The following is a 3,910-nucleotide window of genomic DNA, read 5'->3' as shown; positions in this document are numbered from 1 at the left end:
TGTTAGGTAATGATACTTGAAGATGAGCGATGGTTATTTAAACCATGACTAATTTAAATGGTGTTTAACCAAACTAATTTTTGAGATAATACTTTTAAATGCAAATAAATGAAGATGAGAAGATTCTTCTTCTTATCCTATAAGTATTTTAAATATTCTGAGAAATACTTTTTAATTTCAGTCATATCCCTATCGACATAAATATGGGCATTGTAAATGAAATGTGTGTATGTTTTTAATGTTGAATTTGTTTTTTCAGCAACATACTCCCCCAATTTTATCAAACCAAGAGCATTGCTATGGAACGCAAGTAAAATATCATTAGAACGGAACAGTACACTCATATATAAGTTATTTCCTCGTTTTTGGAAGCCAACATGATTTAAACATGGAACATCCTTAACTTTCTGGTCAATAAATGGATTCCATAAACTTATAACGCACCTTCTTGATGTTGGGTTACTGTTTAGTTTTTCTATCACATATTCTATTTGGTCATTTTTTAATTTTTTATCATAACTTGGGTATTCTCTAATTCTCTCATAATAATTATAAACAAACTCGTTCTTAGAACCATATAACAACTGTTGGGTATAGCTTTCAACTGCCTTTTCTCCCAACGGGTATTTTAAAGATACTGTTTTATCTTTTGGGTTGATTATTTCAACCATTACATTCATTATTTCCTTACATCTCTGTCCATCTTCTGTTGTCATCTCAATGCCTTCTTTTAAAATTTTTGGAACTAATGTTTCATAAGCATTTTTTACACTCCTCTGTTTTAAGCAGAGCATTATTTCACCAGATTAATATTAATTAAATAAATGCTTTATATATTAGAGGTCATATATTAAATGATGCACTAAATAATTGTGGTATAAATTTTGTTAATTTTTGTTCTTTTTGTTATTGTTATTGGTGGTGGGACAATGTGGAAAAAACTTGGCGATTTGAAAAGTAAATTGTATATAAAAACCCGTAAAAAAGGTTCAAACAAAATAGCCCTTCTTATTGATGGGCCGAATATGTTAAGGAAGGAGTTTAATATTGATTTAGATAAGATTAGAGAAGCATTGGAAGAGTTTGGAACTATTGTTATTGGAAGGGTTTATTTAAACCAATATGCATCAGACAAGTTGATAGAGGCTATTGTTAATCAAGGTTTTGAACCAAGAATCTCTGCTGGAGATGTTGATGTTGAAATGGCTGTTGATGGGACAGAACTAATTTTTAATGGCAATATTGACACGATTGCATATATGACGAGAGATGCTGATTTTTTACCTGCAATTAGGAAGGCAAAAGAAAGAGGGAAAAAAATTATTGTTATTGGGGCTGAACCAGGATTCTCGACTGCATTGCAAAATATAGCAGATCATGTAATAAAAATTGAAGAAAATTTTGCACTTGATAGGGAAAAATTGGAAAAAAAGAAGAAAGAAAGAGATGCCAATAGAGAAAAAGAAGAAGATGAAATTTGAATTTAGGCAATTTATAATTTTGCAGAACGCTTTATATTTAAGTAATTATTTTTTGGATAATTAATAAAATTTAAATAACGCTATCTTCTTTATCCCTAATGATATTTTAACGCAGATGACTTTAGAATTAATTTGGTGAAAGTCATGATATTAAGTGACAAGGATATTCTTGATTATGTTAAATCGGAGAGGATTATCATAGAACCATTTAATCCAAAAAACGTTGGACCGTGTAGTTACGATGTAACTTTAGGGGATGAATTTATAATTTATAAGGATGAAGTTTATGATTTAGAGAGAGAGTTAGATTACAAAAGAGTAAAAATAAAAAATTCTATATTAGTTTGTCCACTCAACTATAAATTAACAAAAGAAAAAGAGGGGTATTTTAAAGAAAAATATGGCGTTGATTATGTTTTTGAAGGTGGAGTTTTAGGAACAACAAATGAATATATTGAGTTGCCAAATGATATTTGTGCCCAATATCAGGGAAGGAGTAGTTTAGGAAGGGTTTTTTTAACTTCCCATCAAACTGCTGGATGGATTGATGCAGGGTTTAAGGGGAAAATAACCTTAGAGATTGTTGCATTCGATAGACCGGTAATTTTGTATATAAACCAAAGAATAGGGCAGTTGATATTTAGTAAGTTGTTGTCTCCTGCAGATATTGGCTATTCAGAAAGAAAAACATCAAAATACGCCTATCAAAAGACAGTTATGCCTTCATTAATACACAAGGACAAAAAACATTAAAAAACATTAAAAAGGTGGTTTTATGTTTCTTCCTGAAGAAATCATAGAAACAATAAGAATGATCGAGTATGAAAATTTAGATGTTAGAACAACAACATTGGGAATAAATTTAAAGGATTGTATAAGCGAGGATTTGGATGTACTAAAAGAAAATATATACAACAAAATAACAACACTTGCAGAGAACCTTGTTGAAACTGCCAATAGGGTTTCTGAAAAATATGGCATCCCAATAGTAAATAAGAGGATATCCGTAACTCCAATAAGCCTTATAGTAGGTAGTGCAATAAGGGATCTGAGCAAAGAGGAAAAAATAAACGCATGTGTTGAAGTTGGGGAAATACTCGATAAAGCAGGTAAAAAGGTTAAAGTTGATTTTATTGGTGGATACTCTGCATTAGTTCATAAAGGAGCAACAAAAGAAGATAAAGCATTAATAGACTCAATTCCATATATGATGGAAAAAACTGAAAAAGTTTGCTCATCTATCAATGTTGCAACAACAAAATCAGGCATAAACATGAATGCCGTAAAAAGAATGGGGGAAATAATTAAAGAAACCTCCCTAAGAACTGAAAATGCCATTGGTTGTGCAAAACTTGTGGTATTTGCAAACGCTCCAGAAGATAATCCATTCATGGCTGGGGCATTTCATGGAGTTGGAGAGGGAGATGCGGTTTTAAATGTCGGTGTTTCAGGGCCGGGAGTTGTGAGAGCGGTTGTTGAAAAGATTCCTGATGCTGATTTGGGAACTTTAAGTAATGAGATTAAAAAGACAGCATTTAAAATTACGAGAGTTGGGGAGTTGGTTGGAAGAGAAGTTGCAAGAGAAATCGGCGTTGAATTTGGAATAGTTGATTTGTCATTGGCACCAACACCAGCAAGAGGGGACAGTATTGCAAATATCTTAGAGGCTATGGGATTGGAAAGATGTGGAACTCATGGAACAACTGCTGCACTTGCTTTATTAAATGATGCCGTTAAAAAAGGCGGTGCAATGGCAACAAGTTATGTTGGAGGTTTAAGTGGGGCATTTATTCCAGTTAGCGAAGATGCAGGGATGGTTGAGGCAGTTGAGGTAGGGGCATTAAAAATAGAAAAATTAGAGGCAATGACGTGTGTTTGTTCTGTAGGTTTGGATATGATAGCAATCCCTGGAAAAACTCCTGCATCGACAATCTCTGCAATTATTGCAGATGAGATGGCAATTGGGGTTATAAACAAAAAAACTACAGCAGTTAGGATAATTCCAGTACCTGGAAAGGACGTTGGGGATTATGTTGATTTTGGTGGATTACTTGGAAAAGCACCAATAATGCCAGTTAGTGAATTTTCCTCAGAGAAATTCATAAATAGGGGTGGAAGAATACCTGCACCAATTCAATCATTAACAAACTAAAAATAAAAAAGAAAAAAGAAAAATTTATTCTGGTTTTTCCATCAACTTCTTCTTACCTAATACATTACCTTCTGGATGGTGTGGTTTTCTACTAACTGCATCCATTGCTTTTTCTAATTCTCTTGCTTCATCTACTAATTTAGCAGCGTATCTAACCATTTCATGAGCAGATGCAACAATTGGGACGTATCTTTCCATCTCTTTTACCATGAAACAGCCTTTAACATCCACATCTCCAACCTTCTCAGCGATTGTAAATGCTGCCATTGCCTTTGCC

The 3,910-nt window shown here is 33.1% G+C and carries 5 protein-coding genes; 3 read left to right on the top strand and 2 right to left on the bottom strand.

The window, feature by feature from the left end; all coding sequences use genetic code 11:
• Nucleotides 1-137: 137 nt before the first annotated feature.
• The gene (locus METFODRAFT_RS09250) at nucleotides 138-794 is read right to left on the bottom strand and encodes a thymidylate synthase (RefSeq protein WP_007045351.1); all 657 of its coding nucleotides are present in this window, start codon (nucleotides 792-794) and stop codon (nucleotides 138-140) included.
• Nucleotides 795-929: 135 nt separating this feature from the next.
• Here METFODRAFT_RS09250 and METFODRAFT_RS09245 point away from each other — a divergent pair, with 135 nt between their 5' ends.
• The 3 genes from METFODRAFT_RS09245 to METFODRAFT_RS09235 all read left to right on the top strand — a co-directional run bounded on the left by METFODRAFT_RS09245 (nucleotide 930) and on the right by METFODRAFT_RS09235 (nucleotide 3,633).
• Complete coding sequence (locus tag METFODRAFT_RS09245) at nucleotides 930-1,481, top strand: TIGR00288 family NYN domain-containing protein (RefSeq protein ID WP_007045350.1); 552 nt, start codon at nucleotides 930-932, stop codon at nucleotides 1,479-1,481.
• A 144-nt stretch (nucleotides 1,482-1,625) separates the two neighbouring features.
• Nucleotides 1,626-2,234 carry a dCTP deaminase gene (gene dcd, locus METFODRAFT_RS09240; RefSeq protein ID WP_007045349.1) on the top strand — a complete coding sequence of 203 codons (609 nt, stop codon included), beginning with the start codon at nucleotides 1,626-1,628 and terminating at the stop codon, nucleotides 2,232-2,234.
• A gap of 22 nt (nucleotides 2,235-2,256) precedes the next feature.
• Nucleotides 2,257-3,633, top strand: coding sequence for a PFL family protein (locus tag METFODRAFT_RS09235; protein WP_007045348.1), 1,377 nt, complete (start codon nucleotides 2,257-2,259; stop codon nucleotides 3,631-3,633).
• A 24-nt stretch (nucleotides 3,634-3,657) separates the two neighbouring features.
• Here the strand turns inward: METFODRAFT_RS09235 and METFODRAFT_RS09230 are convergent.
• Nucleotides 3,658-3,910: F420-dependent methylenetetrahydromethanopterin dehydrogenase (locus METFODRAFT_RS09230; RefSeq protein WP_048115851.1), on the bottom strand; the 253-nt coding region annotated here is incomplete at its 5' end.

The organism is Methanotorris formicicus Mc-S-70 (genome assembly GCF_000243455.1).
Classification (GTDB): Archaea; AGJL01; Methanococci; order Methanococcales; family Methanococcaceae; genus Methanotorris; species Methanotorris formicicus.
Note: the sequence above shows the minus strand (reverse complement) of the source record. Positions and strands in the feature narration are given on the sequence as shown.